The organism is Kangiella profundi, from assembly GCF_002838765.1.
GTDB lineage: Bacteria > Pseudomonadota > Gammaproteobacteria > Enterobacterales > Kangiellaceae > Kangiella > Kangiella profundi.
The window spans coordinates 823,368-842,040 of record NZ_CP025120.1 but is presented as its reverse complement, the minus strand read 5'-3'; the positions used below and the strand labels follow the sequence as shown (position 1 = coordinate 842,040).

General features: G+C 44.6%; 22 protein-coding genes. 4 read left to right on the top strand and 18 right to left on the bottom strand.

Annotated features, from left to right (window positions below; translation table 11 throughout):
- Positions 1-66: 66 nt before the first annotated feature.
- The 6 genes from CW740_RS04050 to CW740_RS04025 form a co-directional block, all read right to left on the bottom strand.
- The gene (locus CW740_RS04050; RefSeq protein ID WP_026309382.1) at positions 67-636 is read right to left on the bottom strand and encodes a response regulator; all 570 of its coding nucleotides are present in this window, start codon (positions 634-636) and stop codon (positions 67-69) included.
- A gap of 118 nt (positions 637-754) precedes the next feature.
- Positions 755-1,720, bottom strand: a complete 966-nt coding sequence (gene scpB, locus CW740_RS04045; protein ID WP_106646337.1) for an SMC-Scp complex subunit ScpB — start codon at positions 1,718-1,720, stop codon at positions 755-757.
- A 21-nt stretch (positions 1,721-1,741) separates the two neighbouring features.
- Positions 1,742-2,659, bottom strand: a complete 918-nt coding sequence (locus CW740_RS04040) for a segregation and condensation protein A (protein ID WP_106648010.1) — start codon at positions 2,657-2,659, stop codon at positions 1,742-1,744.
- A 17-nt stretch (positions 2,660-2,676) separates the two neighbouring features.
- Entirely contained in the window at positions 2,677-3,852 is a 1,176-nt protein-coding gene (locus CW740_RS04035; protein ID WP_373286467.1) for a tryptophan--tRNA ligase, read from the bottom strand.
- Between the two features lie 139 nt (positions 3,853-3,991).
- On the bottom strand, positions 3,992-4,615 hold the full coding sequence (locus tag CW740_RS04030) for an L-threonylcarbamoyladenylate synthase (RefSeq protein WP_106646335.1): 624 nt from the start codon (positions 4,613-4,615) through the stop codon (positions 3,992-3,994).
- Between the two features lie 22 nt (positions 4,616-4,637).
- Positions 4,638-5,468 (bottom strand): PHP domain-containing protein, encoded by an 831-nt coding sequence (locus CW740_RS04025; RefSeq protein ID WP_106646334.1) that lies wholly within the window; start codon positions 5,466-5,468, stop codon positions 4,638-4,640.
- Between the two features lie 86 nt (positions 5,469-5,554).
- On the opposite strand from CW740_RS04025, the gene CW740_RS04020 reads away from it, so the two are divergent.
- Genes CW740_RS04020 through CW740_RS04010 form a run of 3 tightly spaced genes read left to right on the top strand, consistent with a single transcriptional unit; the run spans position 5,555 to position 6,736 of the window.
- On the top strand, positions 5,555-6,142 hold the full coding sequence (locus tag CW740_RS04020) for an inner membrane-spanning protein YciB (RefSeq protein ID WP_227523893.1): 588 nt from the start codon (positions 5,555-5,557) through the stop codon (positions 6,140-6,142).
- A gap of 3 nt (positions 6,143-6,145) precedes the next feature.
- On the top strand, positions 6,146-6,445 hold the full coding sequence (locus CW740_RS04015; RefSeq protein WP_106646332.1) for a YciI family protein: 300 nt from the start codon (positions 6,146-6,148) through the stop codon (positions 6,443-6,445).
- A 27-nt stretch (positions 6,446-6,472) separates the two neighbouring features.
- On the top strand, positions 6,473-6,736 hold the full coding sequence (locus tag CW740_RS04010) for a BolA family protein (RefSeq protein ID WP_106646331.1): 264 nt from the start codon (positions 6,473-6,475) through the stop codon (positions 6,734-6,736).
- 3 nt (positions 6,737-6,739) lie between these two features.
- Here the strand turns inward: CW740_RS04010 and CW740_RS04005 are convergent, their stop codons facing one another.
- The 3 genes from CW740_RS04005 to CW740_RS03995 form a co-directional block, all read right to left on the bottom strand.
- Positions 6,740-8,026, bottom strand: a complete 1,287-nt coding sequence (locus CW740_RS04005; protein WP_106646330.1) for a sensor histidine kinase — start codon at positions 8,024-8,026, stop codon at positions 6,740-6,742.
- A gap of 18 nt (positions 8,027-8,044) precedes the next feature.
- Positions 8,045-8,734, bottom strand: a complete 690-nt coding sequence (locus CW740_RS04000; RefSeq protein ID WP_106646329.1) for a response regulator transcription factor — start codon at positions 8,732-8,734, stop codon at positions 8,045-8,047.
- Positions 8,735-8,813: 79 nt separating this feature from the next.
- On the bottom strand, positions 8,814-9,935 hold the full coding sequence (locus CW740_RS03995; protein ID WP_106648007.1) for a type 1 glutamine amidotransferase domain-containing protein: 1,122 nt from the start codon (positions 9,933-9,935) through the stop codon (positions 8,814-8,816).
- A 216-nt stretch (positions 9,936-10,151) separates the two neighbouring features.
- Between CW740_RS03995 and CW740_RS03990 the strand changes: the two genes are divergently transcribed.
- Positions 10,152-10,964 carry an alpha/beta fold hydrolase gene (locus CW740_RS03990; RefSeq protein WP_106646328.1) on the top strand — a complete coding sequence of 271 codons (813 nt, stop codon included), beginning with the start codon at positions 10,152-10,154 and terminating at the stop codon, positions 10,962-10,964.
- Positions 10,965-11,026: 62 nt separating this feature from the next.
- Here the strand turns inward: CW740_RS03990 and CW740_RS03985 are convergent, their stop codons facing one another.
- The 9 genes from CW740_RS03985 to CW740_RS03945 all read right to left on the bottom strand — a co-directional run bounded on the left by CW740_RS03985 (position 11,027) and on the right by CW740_RS03945 (position 18,663).
- The gene (locus CW740_RS03985; RefSeq protein ID WP_106646327.1) at positions 11,027-11,416 is read right to left on the bottom strand and encodes a hypothetical protein; all 390 of its coding nucleotides are present in this window, start codon (positions 11,414-11,416) and stop codon (positions 11,027-11,029) included.
- 11 nt (positions 11,417-11,427) lie between these two features.
- Positions 11,428-12,432, bottom strand: coding sequence for a peptidoglycan DD-metalloendopeptidase family protein (locus CW740_RS03980; protein ID WP_106646326.1), 1,005 nt, complete (start codon positions 12,430-12,432; stop codon positions 11,428-11,430).
- A gap of 90 nt (positions 12,433-12,522) precedes the next feature.
- Entirely contained in the window at positions 12,523-13,107 is a 585-nt protein-coding gene (locus tag CW740_RS03975; RefSeq protein WP_106646325.1) for a YqaA family protein, read from the bottom strand.
- On the bottom strand, positions 13,104-13,772 hold the full coding sequence (locus CW740_RS03970) for a protein-L-isoaspartate(D-aspartate) O-methyltransferase (protein ID WP_106646324.1): 669 nt from the start codon (positions 13,770-13,772) through the stop codon (positions 13,104-13,106). The genes CW740_RS03975 and CW740_RS03970 overlap by 4 nt, the downstream gene beginning before the upstream one ends.
- Before the next feature lie 70 nt (positions 13,773-13,842).
- Positions 13,843-14,613 (bottom strand): 5'/3'-nucleotidase SurE, encoded by a 771-nt coding sequence (gene surE, locus CW740_RS03965; RefSeq protein ID WP_106646323.1) that lies wholly within the window; start codon positions 14,611-14,613, stop codon positions 13,843-13,845.
- 12 nt (positions 14,614-14,625) lie between these two features.
- On the bottom strand, positions 14,626-15,690 hold the full coding sequence (gene truD, locus CW740_RS03960) for a tRNA pseudouridine(13) synthase TruD (protein WP_106646322.1): 1,065 nt from the start codon (positions 15,688-15,690) through the stop codon (positions 14,626-14,628).
- 1 nt (position 15,691) lies between these two features.
- A complete protein-coding gene (ispF, locus tag CW740_RS03955; RefSeq protein ID WP_106646321.1) occupies positions 15,692-16,180 on the bottom strand; it encodes a 2-C-methyl-D-erythritol 2,4-cyclodiphosphate synthase in 489 nt (162 codons plus the stop codon).
- A gap of 37 nt (positions 16,181-16,217) precedes the next feature.
- Positions 16,218-17,435: a histidinol dehydrogenase gene (gene hisD, locus CW740_RS03950; protein ID WP_106646320.1), complete on the bottom strand. Its 1,218-nt coding sequence runs from the start codon at positions 17,433-17,435 to the stop codon at positions 16,218-16,220.
- Positions 17,425-18,663 carry a HisA/HisF-related TIM barrel protein gene (locus tag CW740_RS03945; protein ID WP_106646319.1) on the bottom strand — a complete coding sequence of 413 codons (1,239 nt, stop codon included), beginning with the start codon at positions 18,661-18,663 and terminating at the stop codon, positions 17,425-17,427. The genes hisD and CW740_RS03945 overlap by 11 nt, the downstream gene beginning before the upstream one ends.
- Positions 18,664-18,673: the final 10 nt, after the last annotated feature.

Here is an 18,673-nt window from a genome sequence, read left to right as displayed (position 1 = left end):
AGGGCTATAGAGGTATCAGTCGAGGGATATGAGGAAATATGATGCAGGGTATAATAAAAAAGCCGCTTAAACAGCGGCTTTGGCTCTAAATCCTGTGCGTCTTAACACGCAATCTTCATCTAGCAGCCGTTCTATTCGTTTAAAGACTTCAAGACGATTGAAAGGTTTGCGCATAAAGTCATCAGCACCGATGCGTTCTGCGTAGTAGGTTTCAGTAGCCTGAACGTTGCCACTGATCATGATGACTGGGATATCTCGGGTACGAGGATCTTTGCGTAATTGACGTAACGCAGCAAAGCCATTGATTCCCGGGAGTACGATATCTAAGAAAATTAAATCGGGCTTTTCACGAAGTGCTATTTCAAGGCCTTTCTCTGCATCCAATGCTGGATAGACATCGTAGTGGTTCTGAAGAAGCATTTTGCGAAGGGTAACCTGAATGGTTTTAGAGTCATCAATGACCAGGATTTTACTACCTGGAGCAGCGTTACGACGACGTCGAGTGCGACGTTCAACGGTTAAACTTCCGTCCGCAGCTTGCTTTAAAACTTGTTGATTATCCGAATCGTCACTGCGCCCTAATCCACCAATCTGGCGATGATCTACCAAAGTGCGCAATCTATTTATGATGTTCAATGTTACCCCCGACTTGATTTACATAGCCACTAACATTTTTGAAACTGGCTGTAAAACTTGGGTCCATTATAATTTTTAGAAATATGAAAAACCTAGATCCAATTATCAATTAGCCTAATTAATGGATCGAATAAGTTGATTTTTGTTCCGAATCTGTGTCCAAACTCTCATCTTCGAGTTCGTCATTGAAGCTGTCGGCCTGGTCGTCATCTTGATAGTCATCCTCATAGCCAATGCCCTCAACTGACTCTGAGTTTGTCTCAGTGCCATCAATCTCAGTCCCATCAAACTCAGACTGAAGGTCTTCTACTGACTCTATCCCTTCTGCGTGGCCATCCTCAGTAAATGTATCATCCGCTTCTTCAATACCTTCGTAACCTTCCTCGCTTGAATCGGGATCGACTGTTTCTGGTGAGACAGATTCTGGTCCAACGGTCTCAGGATTTGGATCTTCAGTGGTAGTGTCTTCTGAGTTATCTTCAATCGGTGAACTCTCAGCATTGTTGCTAGGTATTTCTGCATCATCACCATCAAATTTCAACTCTGGATTAAGATTATCCAAATCTTTAAGCTCGGATAAGGAAGGCAACTCATCAAGACTTTTGAGATTAAAGTAATCCAAGAAACCTTTTGTTGTTGCATAAAGAGCAGGTTTACCGGGAACATCGCGATGGCCTACGACTCGAATCCATTCACGTTCAAGCAGAGTCTTGATAATAGAAGAACTAACGCTAACACCACGAACCTGCTCAATGTCACTACGCGTCGTCGGCTGACGGTAGGCAATTAAAGCCAGGGTTTCAAGCAAAGCTCGTGAATATCGAGCTGGACGTTCTTCCCATAAGCGGGCAATCCACTCTGCATATTCCTGACGGGCCTGGTAACGATAGCCACTGGCCACTTCAACCAGTTCAATACCGCGCCCTTCAGCTTCCTGCTGTAGTTGCTCGAGAGCATTCTTAATTTGCTCCGGTTTGATTTTTTCATCTTCTGCAAACAGCTCCATAATCTTATCTTTAGACAAGGAGCTACCAGCTGCTAGAAGCGAAGCTTCAATAATGCGAACGATTTTTTCTTGATTCATACCCACTGCCAATCAATCCAGTTAATCGACCGTTGGCTCAATATCAGCCAACTTGTCCTCAACCGATTCAGAGTCATCATCCCCTTCAACACCAGAACTAATCTTAGCTCTTACGTGAATAGGGCCATAACCTTCGGTTTGTATAATTTCTAATAATGATTCTTTGGCCAATTCCATAATGGCCAGGAAAGTCACCACCACACCCATGCGACCTTCTTCAACATTAAACAGTTGTGAAAAATCACAGAAGCTCTGCGCTGAAAGACGCTCAAGAACATGCCCCATTTTTTCTCTGACAGAGAGAGCTTCAAACTGAATATGGTGGCTGGAAAACATTTCTGCACGACGCAAAACATCACGTAAAGCCAGCAGCAGCTCCTTCATCTCGACATCTGGATCAGGTCTGACAATATTGAGCTCTGGCTTTTTAGCGCTGACAGCAAAGTTATCACGCCCCATACGAGGTAATTCATCAATGTCCTCAGCCGCTTGCTTAAACTGCTCATATTCCTGCAATCGACGTATCAGATCAGCACGAGGATCATCTTCGTCTTCATCCTCATCTTTGGGACGGGGCAATAGCACACGACTTTTAATCTCAGCCAACATCGCTGCCATAACGAGATATTCTGCAGCTAATTCGAGGTGCAGTACCTTCATTAGCTCAACATACTCCATGTACTGCTCAGTGATATGAGCAATCGGAATATTCAGAATATCGAGGTTTTGACGTTTGATGAGATATAGCAATAAATCGAGCGGCCCTTCAAAAGCTTCTAGAAAGACTTCCAGCGCATCTGGTGGAATGTAGAGATCTTTAGGAAAATCCTCGACCTGTTGGCCATCAACCAGCGCAAAAGGCATCTCTTCCTGGAGATGCCCGGCTTCTGGTGAATGCTCATTAGCATTCGTATGCTGTTCGCTGGTTGGTTCGCTCATAATGACCACATTATAGATTATTTATAGGAAAGTCCCATCGCCTGACGCACATCGTCCATAGTTTCTCGCGCTACATCTCGCGCACGCTCAGACCCTTCAGATACGATATTACGCACAATTTCAGGACTTTCCTGGTATTCCTTAGCACGCTCAACAAAAACTTGCTGCTCGGCACATACTGCATCAATCACAGGCCCTTTACAGTCAACGCAGCCAATACCTGCACTGGTGCACCCTTTCTGTACCCACTCTTTGACTTCGTCTGAAGAGTAAATTTTGTGGAATTCCCACACCGGGCAGTTTTCGGGGTTACCTGGATCAGTACGACGTACTCGAGCCGGGTCAGTCGGCATGGTCTTAATTTTCTTTTCAACCGATTCACGCGGCTCGCGCATGGCAATCGCATTGCCGTAAGACTTGGACATTTTTTGTCCATCCAGCCCCGGCATTTTTGATACAGGAGTTAATAGCGCCTGCGGTTCAGGAAGAATTATCTTACCTTCGCCATCGAGATAACCATAGAGTCGCTCACGGTCGTTAATGGAAATATTCGCCTGCGACTCCACCAATGCCTGAGCAGTTTCTAGTGCAGACTGGTCACCTTCCTGTTGGAATTTCTTGCGCAAGCTGTTGTAAAGCTTTGCGTTTTTCTTACCCATCTTTTTGATGGCTTCAGTGACTTTTTCTTCAAAACCAGGCTCTTTGCCATAAAAATGATTGAACCGACGAGCTGCTTCACGAGTCATTTCAACATGCGGAACCTGATCCGCGCCTACAGGCACATTACCTGCGCGGTAAACCAGAATATCGGCTGCCTGCAATAATGGATAACCCAAAAAGCCGTAAGTGGATAAGTCTTTGTTTTGTAACTTTTCCTGCTGCTCTTTATAGGTTGGGACACGCTCCAGCCATCCTAGAGGCGTAACCATCGACAATAATAAATGTAATTCAGCATGCTCAGGGACTTTGGACTGCACGAAAATAGTCGCCGCTGTAGGGCTGATTCCCGCAGCCAACCAATCAAGAACCGTATCCCACACATATTCTTCTATGCGAGCCGTATCATCATAATTGGTGGTCAGGGCGTGCCAGTCGGCAACCATGAAAAAGCACTCATACTCATGCTGCATCTGTGCCCAATTCTTTAAAACCCCGTGATAATGTCCCAAATGCAAAGGGCCGGTAGGACGCATTCCCGATAGAACGCGCTTCTGGCCAACAGTAATAGAACTCAAAGAAATACCCTTATAATTATGTCGAAATAGTAAAAATAATAAGACTGCCCATTATAACGAGATCATCATAAAAGGCCATGCATAATAAATCGCTATACTACTCAAAAACCCCCGCATCACCTGCGCCATAGCGGATGATTTCAGGATAACCACTAGTCATGTCCACAACAGTAGTTTCTTCATGGCCACAATAACCTCCATCTATAACGGCATCAACGCGACCATCCAGCTCATCGAAAATTTCATGAGGAGCTAATACTGAGCCTTCATCCTGGTCCGGTAGAATCAAACTGGTATTCATCATTGGTTCTCCAAGAGCTTCAAGAATTGCCTGGGCAATAGCGTTGTCAGGTACACGAATACCGATGGTTTTCTTTTTAGGATGCTTGAGGCGGTTGGGCACCTCCGCGGTTGCGCGCAGGATAAAAGTGTATGGCCCCGGTGTGTTATTTTTAATCAGTCGAAATGCGGTGTTATCAACTCGAGCATAGAAGGCAAGCTCTGATAAATCACGACAGACCAAAGTAAAGTTATGATTCTTTTCCAGATCGCGTATCTGACGAATTCGATCCAGAGCTTTTTTGTCGCCTATATGACATCCCAGCGCATAACCTGAGTCGGTCGGATAAACGACAACACCGCCATTACGAATGATGGCTACGATCTGGCTAACTAACCGTGGTTGTGGGTTTTCGGGATGTATTTCAATCAGTTGCGTCATAATTTATCTTTTAGTTGTTCGTTTACTGCCACGCTGTCCATACAGGTGTGACATTATCAGGCATTGGTGGAAACTTCCCTAGTAAGGCCCAGGGCTTATCCGGCGAGTGGAAGTCTGAACCCTGTGAGGCAAGCAGATTATACTTTTGCACCCAGTTTGCCAATAGGTTTTTCTTGCCTGGATGTATATTAGGATAACACACCTCTATCGCTTCCCCGCCCATTCGCTGAAAAGCCTGAATCAGCTCATGCAATTGGTTTGAGCCCATCTTGTAGCGCGTGGGGTGGGCCAGTACCGGAACGCCTCCTGCCTGCTTAATAATGGCAATCGCGTCTTCCAGTTCAAACCAGTCATCTTTGACGAAAGCCTTCCCTCCTTTTGCCAGATACTTTTTAAAAGCGTTAGCAAAATTATTGACCATACCTTTATCCAATAGGTATTGAGCCAAATGAGTTCGGCAGACCATGTTCTGTTCCTGCAGCATGGTTTCGACATCTGTAACTGCCTCCTCCACACCAGCTTTTTGCATCTTATGAGCCATTTCCAGCGCTCGGGTATGACGCTTTTGCTGCTGTAACTTCAAGAAAGAGTCTAAGCCAACATGCTCTGGGTCAATGTTTAAACCCACTATATGCAGGGTATGCTTGCCCCACCCCGCGGAGATCTCGACACCTTCAATAATCTTGAGGTCGAAATCCTGAGGCTGCTCTCGTAAAGCCAAAACACCAGCTACAGAGTCGTGATCAGTAATTGCCAGCTCATCGACGCCACGCTCTACTGCGAGCTCGACGAGCTCTAATGGCGTCAGACTACCGTCAGATGCATGAGTATGATTATGTAAGTCTCTTAACACGAATGAATACCACTATTGAATCTGTTACCAGTTTGCCTATCTTTTGCATTCAGGTAAACTTGGCGGGCACTTTTTTGGAGCCCACTATGACCTTTTTGAAAGAAAATTATCCGCTGGTAGCCTTTATTGCAGTCTATCTGATTACAAAAAACCTGATACTGGCCGCTGCAATTTGGAGCGCCGGGTCATTAGTACAAATATTGACCAGCGTTTTCGCCAAACAACCGATTAAAAAAAGTCACATCGCCTACTTCATACTTGGCGTTCTGTTAGTAGCTTCAGCCTACTACTTTGATGACGAAAATTTCATCAAGTGGAAAACCAGCATTATTCTTTGGGCTGGCGCATTATTCATCCTGTTTAGACAGCTATTCAGTAAAAAGTACATCATTCAGGATCTGCTCAAAACCAATAATGTGCTAAAAGATACAGCGCCGCAAAGCCTGCTGGCTAAAATTAACTGGTTATGGATTTCATACCTGACAGGATTCGCATTTTTAAATCTCTATATCGCCTACACCTTCAGTACCGATGTCTGGTTCTGGTTTAAAATTATTGGACTCTTTGTTTCAACCTTTTTGCTGTTTATCATCAGTATTATCATGCTTAAAGAGCATGTGAACCTTGAAGAGCCGCATAAAACCGACTCAACCAAAAATGACTCGCAGGAATAAATTATGTTGTATGTCATCTTTTCACAAGACGTAGAAAACTCATTGCCACTTCGCGCACAGGCTCGCCCTGCTCACGTTGAGCGATTACAGGCACTTAAAAGTGAAGGCCGTCTGATACTGGCGGGCCCCTGCCCTGCTATTGATGCAGAAGATCCCGGCGAAGCAGGTTTCACCGGCAGCATGATCGTTGCAGAGTTTGAATCGCTTGAAGATGCTCAAGCCTGGGCCGATGCCGATCCCTATATTGAGGCAGGTGTTTACCAATCGGTTATCGTCAAACCCTATAAAAAAGTATTACCTTAAGTAATTAAAGAATTTTTGGAGATTATGATGGATAACTCACAACGCCTTGAACGCATGCAGCAATTAATTCAAGACGCCCTACAACCAACACAATTGGAAATCATTGACGACAGCCATAAACACATTGGCCATGCTGGTGCCAAAGAAGGCAAAGGCCACTTTACTGTTGTTATTCAAAGTGAAGCATTGGAGGGAAAACGTATGCTACAGCAGCATCGAGCAATTTATGATGCTTTAGGCGATATGATGGAAACGGATATTCATGCGTTGGCCATTAAAGTGATCAAATAGTAGCTACTCAGTGATACTTTTTCTGACAGGAATTAAACTGATTCGGGTACCACAGTCCTGGTGCTCGATGGTTAATTGAATATTTAAGTGCTCACAAAGTCTGGCAACTAACGATAGTCCAATACCATAACCATCACTCTTCTCTCCCTTACTCAGAACCTGAGTCGCAGAGCCTTTTATCTCTGGAGAAAAACCGACACCATTATCTTCAATAATCAAGCAGTTGCCATCTGACCATATCGAAACCTTTGTTGCATTTGCATGCTGGAAAGCATTGCTTAACAAATTAGTCAGCAATATATGGATGGGGAGTGTATCGATATTCCACTCAACGTTAGCAGCCACATCAATATCCAATTCTATCGATTCAAGGTTATAAACTTCGGCCAGCTGAACAATTACTTTTTCCACAATCGCCAATAAGTTAGCAGAGCTCTGGTTAGATTTCATTTGCTCTCGAGAGAAGGCCAACAGCAAGGTTATAGTTTGCTCCATTTGATGACAGGCAGCCTCAATCCGAGAAATAAGAAGCAGTTGTTGTGAACTGAACTGATTATTTTTCTGTGCCAGTAATTCAGTGGCATTTTTTATAATGGTTAGTGGTGTCCGTAACTCATGGCTGGCATCTCGCGTAAAATGTTGTTCTCGCTCTACAAACCTTGCTAATCGGGCATGCGCTTCATCTAACGCAGTCGCCAACAGGCCAATCTCATTGGACGGATAATTCGAAGCAAGCGGTTGCGTCAAGTTGTCAGGCGACACTGATGAAACCTGTTGAGCCAGATCAGATAGTGGTGATATGGCCCGCTTTGATAATCGCCACCCTATCAAGCTTGCAATCAAAATCATCAACAGTGAAATGATGCCGAGCAACCAGAAAAAAGACTCTCGTTTTGCACGAACTATTAACAAGCTACCTACCTCTGCTACCAGATAGGGTCCTGCTTGCTGGTTAAAGGGAAGAATATGATAGTAACGATTGTCTTCACCGGGAATTTCAATTCGAAAAGGTTCTTCGATAGCAATTGCTCGAATATCTTCCGGAAACTCAGTTCGCGTTTGAAAAAGCTCCATATAATTAACCCGTGGCTCTGGCCACTCTCCAGTCCGTTCATAAGACTTATGTAGAAATGCAGCTTCTTCTTCCAGTCGTAACTCAAAATAACTATCTTCGATAATAAACAGCGTGAAAAAAACCACGGCGCTGAATGTGATAGAAAGCATCAGCGAAAGCAGAACGAAATGTTTTGCAATCTTAGATTTTAAACTGTGAAATGAGTTTGCTGGCATCAGGATCTATCCATTGATTTAGTGGTTTAAAGCAAAACCGACACCATGAACGGTTCTTATAAGTGCCTTTTCGAAGGGTTTATCTAATGCTTGACGTAAATAATATATATGCGACCGCAATGAGTCGGACTCGGTTATATCGTCTCCCCATAATTTTTCGGAGAGCTCGCTTCGAGTTACCACTCTTGGATGAGCCTCAGCCAATAGTACCAAAATTCTATAACTCATTGTGTTAAGTTCTATCGGTATGTTTTGCCGAGTCACCAATTGTTGTTGCGTATCAATAGTCAGCTCACCTAAGGTGATAATATGGCTTTTGTGTAGTTGATTCCGCTTGCTTAACGCAAGACAACGCATGTGTAACTCTTCCAGTGCAAACGGCTTGGTAAGATAGTCATCTGCACCATGCTGAAATCCTGTAACTTTATCCTGCAAGGTATCTCTGGCAGTTAACATTAGCACAGGGATATGACGCTTAGCCTCATGTCTTAACTGCTGACAAACCTGCAAACCATCCATCCCAGGAAGCATCAAGTCCAAAATTATGACATCATAATAATTACTCAAGGATAAATTTATCCCTCTAGTTCCAGTCTCTGCAAAGTCCATGATATACCCTAACTGCTCAAAAAAGTCGCCAATATTCTTTGCCAGATCACGGTGATCTTCAATCAATAAAAGCTTTAGTGGTTTGCAATGCTCAATCATCGGGTACCCAATTTTTAACAGTCACCCCAAAATTTATTGGAGCGACTACGTCATACAATTTATAGTATATAAGCAACAGTTACAGAGACTCTAACATGGCTTTGGCTTCCTCCAAATCAGGATGGAGCTTAACCATTTGCTTCAATACCAATTTCGCCTGTTCAACATTGTTTAACTTTTGATGAGCCTGAGCAATGGCCAGACCAAGTTGCGGGTGCTTCATCTTCTCCTGTGCCAGCTTCATCAAAGTTAATGATTGTTGGATGGACTCATCAGTTTCAGCAACCATTAAGTTGTAATAGCCATACATACCGATTAACTCAGTTTTGTACTCTGACTCATTAGCACGGTATTTTTTCACACCAGAATCAGCATTCTTAAGAATATCTGCGACCAAACCCAATGTTTTATCATCTTGATAGTCTTCCAGAGGACCAGGCTTAGCCCCCATCGCCTTAATCATTGCACGTGCAGTATCAACTGTAGATGTTGGATTTTGACCGGTAATCAATCGTCCATCAATCGCAACATGACTCAACATCATAGGGCTACTTTCAAATTTCCCACCACGCTCTTGAAGTCTATTTTCTAACATAAACTCAAATTGAGCCGCCCATTTTTTCCCAAACAGTTTCTCCTCGGTGTTGGTAAAGCCATTTACCGCCTTGCCATCCACAAGATAATCACCGTTATCAAGAGTGACATTGACCAGTGCTGCCGGGCCATGACACACAGCGGCAACCACTCCGCCGCTTTGATAAATATCTGCGATGGAACTCTGCAACGCCTTGTTATTGTGGAAATCAAACATGGCCCCTTTACCCCCAACAATAAAAATTCCCTCGTATTCATCGCTGGTTATATCAGCGATTGGAAGACTGTTATTAAGCTTTATCATAGCCTCATTATCTTCCAGGAAACGCTTATTGTAACTTTCTTCAGGGTTGTACTTGTCTGCCTCTACTGAACCTCCTTTCGGGCTGGCAATATCAACAGCAATACCAGCATTAACAAACTCAAAGTAAGCTTTGGACAACTCATCAAACTCAAATCCTGGCTGTTCTTGACCATTATTGAGGCCATGACTGCTAACTACGATCAGTACCCGCTTTGTCTCATGGTTGCTAGAAAATACACTGCTACTAATCCCTAACAACATTAATGCTAAGAGCCAACAGCTATAAAAAAACGATTTTTTCATGTTCATTACTAATCCTCCTGTTATGACAGGAGCAAGGGTAACAATTAGAATATCAAATGATTGTCAAATGTAAGGAATACATTAACAGTAAAAATCTGACTGCCACTTTTACACAAGTTGAATATTCACCTTGAAAGGTTAAAGCGCTTAAATGGCACTTTAAAAGAGATAGTCTCCCATCTATTACTTCGTTTCACTACTCAAAAGGTTGCACACTTGAAGTTTATAATAGCTATATTCTCAGTACTTATTGCCTTTCCCGCTTTATCTAACAAAACCGTTAATATATCGGGATACGATATGGAGTATCAGCTGTCAGGTACAGGCACCTATACCATCCTATTAGAAGCGGGAGGGTCCGCTGGGCTTGATGACTGGGATCCCATTTATTCCAGTTTGACAAAACACGCAAAAGTGCTTCGTTACTCCAGATTAGGTAATGGCAACTCATCACCTATCCAAAAGAACTACAGCTCTGAAGAGTACGCAGCAGAAGCGTTAGCTTTGCTCAATGCGTTAAATATTGATGACAAGGTTGTTTATGTCGCCCATTCTTATGGGGCATATATAGCTCGTGTATTTGCCGCAAAATACCCGGAAAGAGTCTCCGCATTAATGCTTATTGAACCGGCTTCGGAACATGATGTTGATATCATGCGAAGTATCGATCTTGAGCTTGCAGAAAGAGAAATTGCCCAAGTGAAACTTGATGACATGAAACATGGAATGTCCAATCAATACTTAGACTTTTGGGCTAAACGACCTTTGCCAGACTATCCTCAAATTCCGGACATACCGGTTACTGTCATTGCTTCAATTAAAACTTACGATGAGCCGCCACTGTTATTTTTCACTGATGAAGCTCGAGAAAAATGGGGACAATTACACCAAGAATGGGCTGAGTCCTTTCCTCAGGGAAAAGCTGTACTGACCGATAAAAGTTATCACTTTCCTCAACGTGATGAACCAGACATGGTCATAAAAGAAATTTTAGATTTAATTGACCGGATAGAGAAACCGAAAATCTAATAATGTCGTAACGAGGCCGGTTCATAGACTTGGCACACAATAGAACTTGCGATAATTCTACTTTAAAGAATATCTAACAAATTAATTTCTTTTGTGGTTTCGCACCCCATAAACCCACCTTCGACTACCTGCTTATAGGATATGGAAAGGTTGACATGTTTAAGTTTAGACTTGTCAGGAGCAAGAAAGACCACCATAGAATATAGCTCAGGCTCAGCAACGTAGTCGACTGCCTCTGAGGTATGCAATTGAGCTACAAGAAGACGCTCACCATCGTTATCATTAAGAGTTAGATGTACATAATGAAGTTTTTCATCTTGGTAGTGATTTGGAATATATACAATAACCCATTTACCATCCTGTTCCACAATAGGATTAAAGTCATTTTCCTCAGCAAAAGAGCTTTGAGATGAAAAATAGAGAATTAATAAAATTGAAAATATTCTGAGCATCACTATTCCTTCTACCGCTTCGGCAAATAACGCATTGGGTCAACGGGCTTGCCTTTGAAGCGTATTTCAAAGTGAAGTTTAGGGACTTCACTGTCGGTGTTACCGACTTCGGCGATTTTCTGGCCGGCTTTGATGATTTCGTTTTCTTTGACCAACAGGATTCGATTGTGGGCGTAGGCGCTAATGAAGTCGTTGTTGTGTTTGACTATGACGAGGTTGCCGTAACCACGTAGACCTCGGCCTGCGTAGACTACTCGCCCTGCGGCGGCAGCTCTTACCGGATCGCCCAAATTACCGGCTATATCGATGCCTTTGGAACTTTTACTTGCGCCTGAGAAGCCTTGTAGGATTTGGCCCATGGTCGGCCACATCCAGTATTTGACCGGTGAGTTAGGTGTATAGGCGATTGGCTCCTTGCTGCCACCGCTAGTATTGGTGGTGCCAATAGGTTCCTTCTTTGGTTCTTTTTTAGGTTCCTGCCGCACCACAGGCTGCGTTGGCTGAGTGCTTGGTTGCGTTCTAGATGCAGTTTGATTGGTAGTTGGGGTTCTAGGCACTTCAGCAACCGGTCTTCTGGCAACCGAGACTGGCGTGCGACGCGATGCATCCGTTGATAACTCCGAGCCTGGCGGCTCTGTGCCAGCCACTTCATAGTCTTCCGCAGGGGTAATATCACGTGCTCTTTGCAAGTTCAGGCGTTGGCCCGCATGAATGGTGTAGTTGCTGTCGATATCATTGGCCTGAGCCAAAATGTTGTAATCAAGACCATAACGAAAGGCGATGGAGTATAAGGTGTCTCCAGGGCGAACGTAGTAGTATTGCTGACTGTTATCAACTTCTGAGGGAGGGTAGAAACTGTGGAGCTGCGCCTTATGGTTATTGGCTTCTCTTTCTTCTACCGGCGCCAGACGTTCATTACCGCAACCCTGTAACCAAAAAACCACAAAGACAATAGCGACAATCCATAGGGAGCGAATCGCTGAACGCTTTAGTATCTCTTTGGTTTCCTGTCGCATGCCTTCGTTGAAAATCCTTGCTTTACAATTAGTTATTTATGTTCGATGTACTCAGTCACGAGATTGCCACGCTACGCTCGCAATGACAAGCTACACGTACTTATAGATAATGTATGCTATGACCGCAAGGATTAAGAACCCCCAGCCAATCCAGTCTACATATTGACGCAATTTATGCCGCATTGGTTCCCCGCCCCACTTCACTAATCCACCAATTAAGTAAAATTGTGCCGCTCGGGCAATGATAGAGGCCAACACAAAAGGCAGGAAAGCCATACTGAGCGCACCAGCGGTCAGGGTAAAGATTTTATAGGGCACCGGAGAAAATCCTGCGATCAGGACCACCCAGACGCCAAAGTCGGCAAACCAGACTACCGCTTTTTCATAAGTCGGTAGATAGCCAAACTCTTCTATGGCCGGCAATACCCAGGATTCAAACGCTAACGCCCCAATTAAATACCCGACTATGCCGCCTAGTACAGAAGTTACTGTTGATAATCCAGCCAGACTTAAAGCACGATGCGGCGTAGATAAGGCCATAGGCGCCAACATTGCCGCTGTAGGAATTGGAAAAAAGATAGATTCAATAAAACTGATGAAACCTAAAATATAAACCGCGTATTTATGACGAGCCCAACGCATACAGGCGTCGTACATCTTGGTAAAAATATTCATCGAGCAACGCCACTAACTAATGGTACAAATTTAACTTTCTCAATCACGGTTTGTTTGAACTCATCGCCCTGACGCTCCACCAGAATCAGCTCCTGTGCGGTCTCAGTCTGACCCACCGGAATAATCATGCGGCCACCGTCAGCCAGTTGTGCCAACAATTTTTCAGGAATTTGAGCCGGAGCCGCGGTAACAATAATGGCATCGAAAGGAGCATTCTGCATCCAGCCATTGAAGCCATCGGCAAAAAGGTACTGAACATTATGAATACCCAACTGGCCCAGTGTTTTTCTAGCCTGCATATGAAGTGCGCGAATACGCTCGACAGTAAATACGGTTTTGCAGAGTTTAGACAAAATGGCCGTTTGATAACCACAACCAGTGCCAATTTCCAGAACTTTATTCATCGAGCCCGATTCAAGCAAAGCCTGCGTCATGCGAGCGACAATATAAGGCTGAGAAATGGTCTGCCCCATGCCAATTGGCAGCGCGGTGTCTTCATAGGCTCGGTGGGATAAGCCCTCATCAATAAATACGTGACGAGGCGTGTCTTCAATGGCTTTCAAAACCTGCTGGTTGCTAATGCCTTCGGCTATTAAACGCTGTACCAGGCGGCCACGCGTTCTTGCTGAAGTCATTCCTATGCCAGAAAAATGAGCTGCATTCATAGTTGTCTGTCTGTTCTATGTTGTTGTTATTACTAAAATAGTTATGTTTCCGCGCCAGCTTTTAAAATGATTACTTGCTCGTGGTTAAAGGCGAGTCAAAGGCCTCCAGAAAATCTTCCACTTCATCAAAGCTGTTATACGCAGTCAGATCCACATTCACAGGCGTTATCGAAACGTAACCATGTTCAACCGCATGAAAATCCGTTCCTTCCCCAATATCTTGCCCGCTGGGTAAAGGGCCAAGCCAATAGACCTGGCGACCTTTTGGATCCTTATCCGGAATAATAGTATCAGCACGGTGACGATTTCCCAAGCGCGTTAACTTAATTCCTTTCAATTCGTTGTATGGCAGGTCTGGAACATTGATATTCAGCACCCGATCCTTACCCAGAGGATGCTCTATTAAACCCTCAATTATTTCGACGGCAACTCTGGCAGCTGTATCATAATGCTGGCAATTGTGTCCCACCAGTGACACGGCAACTGCCGTATAGCCAAGAGCTCGGCCCTCCATCGCAGCAGCAACCGTGCCGGAATAAAGGGTATCATCGCCCAGATTAGCCCCGGTATTAATCCCAGCAACTACCATATCCGGCGCCGCGCCCATTAGATGGTGAGTACCCAAGTGCACGCAGTCAGTTGGAGTTCCGGTTACCGCATAAAAACCACGCTCGGTTTGCCATGCGCGAATAGGATGATCCAGCGTCAGTGAGTTACTGGCCCCACTGCGATTGCGGTCAGGCGCAACCACAGTAACCTGCGCAATACGCTGCAAATGGTCGTATAAGGCATTAATTCCCGGCGCAAAAAAGCCGTCATCATTACTCAGCAATATTTTCATAACATTCTTTGTTTAATCGTTAAAAGTGTCTGGTTTATCAATGTTCAGTTCAAATAATTCCCGCAACAGACTGGTGGCAAATGCCCCTTTCGGCAGACTGAAAGAAAGTTCCAGGGTATTCTCATTTTGCCATTGCAAGATGACATTTTGAGGGAATACACGAATTGCTCGTCGCTCACCATTGAGACCTTTCCGTTCCAGTGCATCAATGATCGGCTGAAACGGCTCCAAAACTTCATTCTCAAATTCTGCTGCCTGCGCCAGAACTTGCGAACGACCACGTCCTGGCATTGGCGCTGTAGGATGAATATCCTTTGCGGTGAAGCGAGGTAACTCCTGCGATAAATCCTGAACAGTAAAGCCACTTTCGGAACCATCAAGCTGGACATAATCACCATCCAGCAGCTCAGTAAATTGTCCTGCTTCAATACGTTTAGCAACAACCTCATTAAACAGGAAGGAACGAACCGCAGAAAAGAGCAAGCCTTGAAGGTTTCGATTCTTGAGCTTTTTGTTGGCCAATAATAAATCGACGCCACGCGCTAAGTTATCGCCATTCCGCCCAAAGCGCTGCTCACCATAATAGTTGGCGAAGCCATGTTGCTGGATCTGGGCTATTCGCTGCTCAAGCGAATTCTTATCCGATCCTTCTTTAAAGCTAATAACACGAAGCGTTATTTTGAAGTGATTCTGTTTGACCGCGCCAATGCGTAACTTTTTATCGTGACGGGTCATTTTCAGAACTGTCACTTCATCATCATTAAACTCAGTCCAGTCAATCTCTTTCAACAATGGCAATTGAACACTGAACCATTGTCTGGCAATCGCGAAGCGATCTTTTTTCCCGGCATAGCCAATATCGGTTGGATTAACCTCAGCAAAACGACGTAATTTATGACACACGATATCAGTATTGATATTGCGCTTTTCGATGAGCAGTAAATGGTGAGCGCCCTCTCCTGAAGGTTCGAAACGAAGCTCTTCGTCGACACAAAAATCACTAAGCTGTTGACGAAAAGTCGCTGAGGCTAAAGGAGCGCCATAGGCTCGAGGCCAGTCGTATAATTTGATTTCCATCTTAAGCTGCACTGCTTTTAGATTGCAGCAAGCACACAGAATGAACCGCAATGCCTTCTTTGCGCCCGATAAAGCCAAGCTTCTCGGTGGTGGTGGCTTTCACGTTGACCTGGTTTAACTCGACTTTGCAGACATCTGCAATAACCTGACGCATATCAGGAATTTTTGAAGCCATTTTCGGTGCTTGCGCCACAATAGTGACATCCAGATTTCCTAACTCGTAACCTTCGTCATGGACCTGCTGCATGACAGCAACTAATAATCCACGACTGTCGGCTCCGGCGAATTTTTCATCGGTATCTGGAAAATGATGGCCAATATCACCTTTAGCAATTGCACCCAACAGGGCATCACAGACAGCGTGTAATACAACATCACCGTCCGAATGAGCAAGCAAACCCTGCTCACCCGGAAACTCAACGCCGCCCAATATTAATGGGCTGTCACCACCAAATTTATGAACGTCATAACCATGACCAATTCGAAACATAACCATCCCAACAATTGCGCTTAATGAAAATTAGTTGTTAGGATCTTACCTGCATACTGCGTTCATGCCAAACCAATTGCTCCGCTTCAGCCAGCGGGCGACCAATCTCAGCCAATTGCAAACGCCCCTGATCTGAAATTTTCTGGTAGGACTGAATATTCATGAAGCTCTGCACACATAAGCCACTGGAGCGGTTTGCACTGCCCATTGTGGGTAGCGTGTGGTTTGGGCCTGCGCAATAATCCCCGAAAGCTACAGCACTGTTTTGTCCAATAAACAGTGAGCCATAATGTTTTAATTGCGATGACTCTATACGATCATCCGCTAACAATAAGTGTTCAGGCGCATAGCGATTGCTGAAACGGATCATGGCTTCACTGTCGGTTGCTTGCAATAACACAATCTGCTCGTGCTTTAGAAGCTTATTCAATTCATCATCAGCTAGCAGCTGCTGCTCAATAGCTTGTAGAAATTCCACATCATCGCTAACCAGAACGCTTTGTGCCTGCGGATCATGCTCAGCCTGCGCGGCCATATCTGCAATCAGCCACTCTTGGTTAGCCTGCCCATTAGCCAGAATAAGCAGCTCACTAGGGCCAGCGGCAACGTCAATTTTGATTCGACTCTGCAACAGTTGCTTTGCCACATTCACATACTGATTACCAGGCCCCACCACCATCTGCACCGGTAACATCGTTTGATAACCATAAGCCATTGCTGCCACCGCCTGGGCACCGCCAATTTGCCAGAACTCTGTCGCTCCAGCCAAAGACGCAGCGGCTAAAATGGCAGGGTGCACCGATGGCGAACAGGCTACACGGCGTTCGCAACCAGCAATTCGAGCTGGAATTAACGTCATCAAAGCGGTGGATATCAGCGGAAAGCGACCGCCGGGGATATAGGCTCCAATCGCTTCTATCGGACCATACTGAAAACCGAACACACCACCTTTTTCTTCAATTTGCTGGGGTTGTAATGAGTTTTTTTGTAGCTGACAAAAAGCTTCAATACGTTGCGCCGCCTGCTCTATCGAGTGTAATAGTAGTGGTTCAAGCTCGTATTCACGATAAGGTTTAAGAATAATCTTACGAGGTTGATAACCATCAAATCGTTTACTGAGGTTATCAATCGCCAAGTCACCACCCGTCTCAATCTCCTTCAATAATTTTGCTACCTGCTGGAACAGCTCTGGAGACTGAGTCAGATTCGGACGCTTCCAGTTAGAAGCGCATTGTATTAAAGATTTATCCGCCATTACGCGCTCCTAGTTCATTAATAATATCGCTGGCAGCTACGCCTTTTGATTTGGCTCGTGCCAATGCAAAGAAAATTAAATCGGCCGCTTCCCAGCGCACTTCATCCAACTCATTGGCTTCGATTAGTTCTTCGCATTCCTCGCGCAGTTTCTCCTGCTGTAGCTCATCACTGGCCAATAACTTTTGACTAAAAGTTTTAACTTCTGAAGTTTGCATACGCTGCTCGAAAACACGGTCAAGTGCCGCTAAATCAAAGTTGGCTGACTGACCAGAAAAACAGCTATAGCGCTCAAAGTGACAGGCATTACCTTTTTGCTGAACTTTAAAGATCAACGTATCGCCATCACAATCATAGTCGATGTTAATCAACTGCTGCTGATTGCCGCTAGTGAGACCTTTCTCCCACAGTTCGTTACGTGATCGACTGAAATAAATCCCTTTTCGCTTGCTCATGGCAGCTTGCAATGATTCCTTTGTAGAATAAGCCAGCATCAGAATCTTATCGGTTTCAATATCCTGAACAATGGTTGGGATTAATGGCGCCTTATTAAAATCCAGACAGGCCATCACAGCTTCATCTAGTTTCAGTTTGCCGGTATAAATCGACATCCCTAGCTGGCTGTTTGCACCAAGCTTATTAATGAACTGAATATCATCCAGATCGGTAATACCACCGGCAACAGTGACAGGAATTTTCGATTGCTCAATGACCTGCTTTATGCGCTCGCGATCGATACCCTGCATCATGCCTTCTTTTTCCACCTGGGTATAAAGAAACTCTGAGCAGTTATCCTGTAGCTCATCAATCATGGCGGCCACTTTATTATCAGAAGAAGACTGCCATCCGTGTGTCACCCAGTCATCACCTTTCGCATCAATCGCAAAAATCAGTTGAGCCCGAGGAAGCTTTTTGACAAAGTCCTCACGGCAACTGGTACCCAGAATAATTTTCTTAGCACCGCTGGACAGATAGTCTCTTGCCGTTTCATAGTTGCGAATGCCACCTCCCACTCGGCATGGGAACTTTTTGATTAGCTGCTTGATTAAAGCTTTATTATCGCCCCTGCCTAATGCGGCATTTAAGTCAATAATGGCTACTTCTCCATACAGAGAAAACTCTTCTAGCAGTTCAAACAGATTTTCCTTCTCAACAATTTTACGTGATGCATCGCCCTGCTGTAACTGCACAGCTTTACCGTCGAGAAGATCAATACTTGGAATTAACATTACTTTTTAC

Excerpts from the sequence above, each read along its gene's own strand:
- scpB (WP_106646337.1), bottom strand. The coding sequence starts at position 1,720 with ATGAATCAAGAAAAAATCGTTCGCATTATTGAAGCTTCGCTTCTAGCA.
- CW740_RS04040 (WP_106648010.1), bottom strand. The coding sequence starts at position 2,659 with ATGAGCGAACCAACCAGCGAACAGCATACGAATGCTAATGAGCATTCA.
- CW740_RS04035 (WP_373286467.1), bottom strand. The coding sequence starts at position 3,852 with ATGCGTCCTACCGGCCCTTTGCATTTGGGACATTATCACGGGGTTTTA.
- CW740_RS04030 (WP_106646335.1), bottom strand. The coding sequence starts at position 4,615 with ATGACGCAACTGATTGAAATACATCCCGAAAACCCACAACCACGGTTA.
- CW740_RS04020 (WP_227523893.1), top strand. The coding sequence starts at position 5,555 with ATGACCTTTTTGAAAGAAAATTATCCGCTGGTAGCCTTTATTGCAGTC.
- CW740_RS04015 (WP_106646332.1), top strand. The coding sequence starts at position 6,146 with ATGTTGTATGTCATCTTTTCACAAGACGTAGAAAACTCATTGCCACTT.
- CW740_RS04010 (WP_106646331.1), top strand. The coding sequence starts at position 6,473 with ATGGATAACTCACAACGCCTTGAACGCATGCAGCAATTAATTCAAGAC.
- CW740_RS04005 (WP_106646330.1), bottom strand. The coding sequence starts at position 8,026 with ATGCCAGCAAACTCATTTCACAGTTTAAAATCTAAGATTGCAAAACAT.
- CW740_RS04000 (WP_106646329.1), bottom strand. The coding sequence starts at position 8,734 with ATGATTGAGCATTGCAAACCACTAAAGCTTTTATTGATTGAAGATCAC.
- CW740_RS03995 (WP_106648007.1), bottom strand. The coding sequence starts at position 9,935 with ATGAAAAAATCGTTTTTTTATAGCTGTTGGCTCTTAGCATTAATGTTG.
- CW740_RS03985 (WP_106646327.1), bottom strand. The coding sequence starts at position 11,416 with ATGCTCAGAATATTTTCAATTTTATTAATTCTCTATTTTTCATCTCAA.
- CW740_RS03980 (WP_106646326.1), bottom strand. The coding sequence starts at position 12,432 with ATGCGACAGGAAACCAAAGAGATACTAAAGCGTTCAGCGATTCGCTCC.
- CW740_RS03975 (WP_106646325.1), bottom strand. The coding sequence starts at position 13,107 with ATGAATATTTTTACCAAGATGTACGACGCCTGTATGCGTTGGGCTCGT.
- CW740_RS03970 (WP_106646324.1), bottom strand. The coding sequence starts at position 13,772 with ATGAATGCAGCTCATTTTTCTGGCATAGGAATGACTTCAGCAAGAACG.
- surE (WP_106646323.1), bottom strand. The coding sequence starts at position 14,613 with ATGAAAATATTGCTGAGTAATGATGACGGCTTTTTTGCGCCGGGAATT.
- truD (WP_106646322.1), bottom strand. The coding sequence starts at position 15,690 with ATGGAAATCAAATTATACGACTGGCCTCGAGCCTATGGCGCTCCTTTA.
- ispF (WP_106646321.1), bottom strand. The coding sequence starts at position 16,180 with ATGTTTCGAATTGGTCATGGTTATGACGTTCATAAATTTGGTGGTGAC.
- hisD (WP_106646320.1), bottom strand. The coding sequence starts at position 17,435 with ATGGCGGATAAATCTTTAATACAATGCGCTTCTAACTGGAAGCGTCCG.
- CW740_RS03945 (WP_106646319.1), bottom strand. The coding sequence starts at position 18,663 with ATGTTAATTCCAAGTATTGATCTTCTCGACGGTAAAGCTGTGCAGTTA.